This window comes from Mangrovihabitans endophyticus, assembly GCF_014646155.1.
GTDB lineage: Bacteria > Actinomycetota > Actinomycetes > Mycobacteriales > Micromonosporaceae > Actinoplanes > Actinoplanes endophyticus.
Genome location: NZ_BMMX01000095.1, coordinates 1 through 4,205, shown reverse-complemented (window position 1 = coordinate 4,205; position 4,205 = coordinate 1). Strand labels below are relative to the sequence as shown.

General features: G+C 75.1%; 1 protein-coding gene. It reads left to right on the top strand.

Going from position 1 to position 4,205, the window contains the following annotated elements; translation table 11 throughout:
* Positions 1-21 precede the first annotated feature (21 nt).
* The coding region (locus IEY73_RS32430) for a type I polyketide synthase (RefSeq protein ID WP_229716393.1) at positions 22-4,205 on the top strand (4,184 nt) is incomplete at its 3' end.

Here is a 4,205-nt window from a genome sequence, read left to right as displayed (position 1 = left end):
GTGATGGTGCGGGAGTCCGGTGTGGATACCGTGGTCGAGGTGGGCCCGGACGCGGCGCTGACCCCGATGATCACCGATCCGGATGTGCTCGCGGTGCCGTTGCAGCGCCGTAGCCGTGGTGAGCAGGAGGCCGTGGACGCCGCTGCGGCGACGCTGCACGTGCACGGGGTGGATGTCGACTTCACCGGCTGGTACCCGGACGCGGGCCGGGTGCCGCTGCCCACCTACGCCTTCGACCACCGGCGCTACTGGCCCCGCCCGGCCACCGGCGCCGGCGACGTCACCGCCGCCGGCCTGACCGCCGCCGGGCACCCGCTGCTCGGCGCGGCCGTCTCGGTCGCCGGTGCCGACGAGGTGATCCTCACCGGCCTGCTCACCCCGTCCGCGCACCCCTGGCTGGCCGATCACACCTCCGCTGGGCAGATCGTGCTGCCCGCCGCGGTCTGGCTGGACCTCGCCGTCCGCGCCGGCGACCAGGTCGGCTGCGACCACCTGCGCACCCTGGACGTGACCACCCCGCTGCCGCTGGCCGCCACCCCGGTCATCCTCCAGATCCGGGTGCACGCCCCGGCCGGCGACGGCTCCCGCACGGTCACCCTGCACTCGCGCACCGGTGACGAGCCGTGGACCGAACACGCCACCGGCGTGCTGACCGACGAGCAGCCACACTTCGACGGCGCCGACGGTGACGGCGTCGAGGTCACCCTGCCCGCCGACCAGGCCGCCGACGCCGCCCGGTTCGGTCTGCACCCGCACCTGCTCACCGCCGTGCTGACCGCGGCGCAGGGCGGGGCGCAGACCCCGGTGGCCGGGTTCGCCGGGGTCACCCTGCACGCCGCCGGAGCCACCAGCCTGCACGCCCGGATCCGCGCGCTCGGCGACGACCGGTACGCCGTGGCGGCCGTCGACCCGGCCGGGGCGCCGGTGCTCACCATCGCCGAAGTCACCCTGCGGGATCTCGCCCCGGCCGGCCCGGCCCGTGCCGGGTCGCTGCTCACCCTGCAGTGGGTGCCGCCGCGCGGCGCCCACACCCACGCCGGCCTCACCGTGGCCGAGGGCATCACCGACGTCCCGGACAACGCCGACCTCGCCGTGGTCCGCCTGAGCGGAGAAGACGGCGGCACGGTCGCCGCCGCACACGCGTACGCCGCCACCGTGCTGGACACCATGCAGCGCTGGCTCGCCGCCGACCACCCCGGCACGGTGCTGCTGTTCGTCACCGCCGGCGCCACCACCGGCGCCGACCCGGCCGCCGCCACCGCCTGGGGCGTGGTCCGGTCCGCCCAGTCCGAACATCCCGGCCGCTTCGCCCTGCTCGACGCCGCCGTGACCACCGACGCCGACGCGATGCTGGACCGCCTGCCCGGCCTGCCCGGCCTGATCGCCGAGGGCGAAGGCCAGTTCGCCGTCCGCGACGGCGAACTACTCGTCGGCCGTCTCAACCAGATCCCGGCGAACACCCCCGCCGGCACGTCGCCGTGGACGGCCGGCGGCACCGTGCTCATCACCGGCGGCACCGGCGGCCTCGGCTCGCACCTGGCCCGGCACCTGGCCGCCCGGCACCCGGACCACGGCGGCGCGCGGCTGGTGCTGGCCAGCCGACGCGGCCCGGACGCACCCGGCGCCGCCGAACTCGCCGCGGAACTCAACGCCGGCGCACCGGACACCGACGGACCGGACGCCCGGGTCCGCATCGTGGCCTGCGATGTCACCGACGGCGACGCGGTGCGGGCACTGGTCGGCGGCATCGACGACCTGACCGCGGTGGTGCACACCGCCGGCGTGCTGGACGACGGCGTGCTCACCGCCCTCACCCCGGACCGCCTGCACGCCGTCATGGCGCCCAAGGTGGCCGCGGCCTGGCACCTGCACGAAGCAACCAAGGAGCGGGCCGCAGCGGGCCGGGACCTGACCGCCTTCGTCATGTTCTCCTCGATCTCCGGCGTGCTCGGCACTCCCGGACAGGCCAACTACGCGGCCGGCAACACGTTCCTGGACGCGCTCGCCGCGCACCGCCGCGCGGCCGGGCTGCCCGCGCACTCTCTCGCCTGGCCCGCCTGGGCGCAGGACGCCGGCATGACGGCCACCCTGTCCGACGCCGAAATGCAACGCGCCGCCGCCGGCATGCCACCCATCGACGTGGACCGCGGGCTGGCGCTGTTCGACGACGCCACCACCGTGGACCACGCCTACCTGGTGCCGGTCGGCATGTCCGCCACCGGCACGCGGATGCCCGGCGACGTGCCCGCCGTGCTGCGGCGCCTGGTGCGTCCGGGCCGTCGCACCGCGGCCGGGGTGTCCGGAGCGGCCACCGTCGCCGGTCTGACCCGCGACCTGCTGTCCCGGTCCGCACCGGAACGCCTCGACCACATGCTCGGCCTGGTCCGCGCGCAGGCCGCCACGGTACTCGGCCACGCCTCGCCCGGCGCGATCGACGCCGGCCGGGAATTCCGCGACCTGGGCTTCGACTCGCTGACCGCGGTGGAACTGCGCAACCAACTGACCGCCGCCACCGGGCTGCGGCTGTCCGCCACCCTGGCCTTCGACTACCCCACCCCACGCGCCCTCGCCGAGCACCTGCTCGCCGAACTGCTCGACGAGCAGCCAGACGACGACACCTCCCTCCTTGCCCCGACCGATGCCGGCGCCGGCACGGACGAGATCGTCATCGTCGGCATGGCGTGCCGGCTGCCCGGCGGCGTCACCTCCGCCGACGAACTGTGGGATCTGGTCGCGCACGGCCGCGACGGCATCACCGGATTCCCCACCGACCGCGGGTGGAACCTCAGCCAACTGCGGTACGGCGCGGACGGCGGCCGGGGACGCAGCGCCACCGAGGACGGCGGCTTCGTCGAGCGGGTGGCCGACTTCGACGCCGGGTTCTTCGGCATCTCGCCGCGCGAGGCGCTGGCCATGGACCCGCAGCAGCGGCTCATGCTGGAGACCTCCTGGGAGGCGTTCGAACAGGCCGGCATCGCCCCGGCCGGGCTGCGCGGCAGCCAGACCGGCGTGTTCGTGGGATCCGGCGGCCAGGACTACACCCAGCTCGTGATGAACTCCAAGGAGGACATCGAGGGCCACGCCAGCACCGGCCTGGCGGCCAGCGTGGTGTCCGGGCGCGTCTCCTACACCCTGGGCCTGGAGGGCCCGGCGGTCACCGTGGACACGGCGTGCTCGTCGTCGCTGGTGGCATTGCATCTGGCGGCGCAGGCGCTGCGCTCCGGCGAGTGCGACCTGGCGCTGGCCGGCGGTGTCACGGTGATGTCCACCCCGATGGGCTTCTCCGGCTTCACCAAGCAGGGCGGCCTGGCCGGCGACGGGCGGTGCAAGGCGTTCGCCGACGCCGCCGACGGCACCGGCTGGTCCGAAGGCGTCGCCGTGCTGGTCGTCGAGCGGCGCAGCGACGCCGAACGCCACGACCACCCGATCCTCGCCGTGGTGCGCGGGTCGGCGGTGAACTCCGACGGCGCGTCCAACGGGCTGACCGCCCCCAACGGCCCGTCCCAGCAGCGTGTCATCCGCCGAGCCCTGCGCGCCGCGGGACTGCGCCCCGGCGACGTCGACGTGATCGAGGGCCACGGCACCGGCACCACGCTGGGCGACCCGATCGAGGCGCAGGCGTTGCTGGCGACGTACGGGCGGGATCGTTCCGAGGATCGTCCGTTGTTGCTGGGGTCGGTGAAGTCGAACATCGGGCACACCCAGGCGGCGTCCGGGGTGGCCGGGATCATCAAGATGGTGCAGGCGATGCGGCACGGCACGGTGCCGGCGACCCTGCACGTGGACCGCCCGTCGACACACGTGGACTGGACGGCGGGCGACATCGAACTGCTCACCGCGCCGACGCCCTGGCCTCAGGTGGACCGGCCGTGGCGGGCCGGGGTGTCGTCGTTCGGCATCAGCGGCACCAACGCGCACGTCATCATCGAACAACCACCCGCATCGACGGCGCCCGGGGCTCCGGCGGCACCGGCCGCCACCGGTCCGGCGCCGCTGCCGGTGTCGGCCAAGTCCGGGCCGGCCCTGGACGCGCAGATCGACCGGCTGCGGCACTGGATCGCGGAACGACCCGAGCTGTCGTCGGCCGACATCGGCTACTCGCTGACCACCACCCGGTCGACCTTCGCGCACCGGGCGGTGCTGCTCGGCGACTCGGTGGTGCGGGGTGAGGCGGAGGCGCCGCGCCGGGTGGGTGCGGTGTTCAC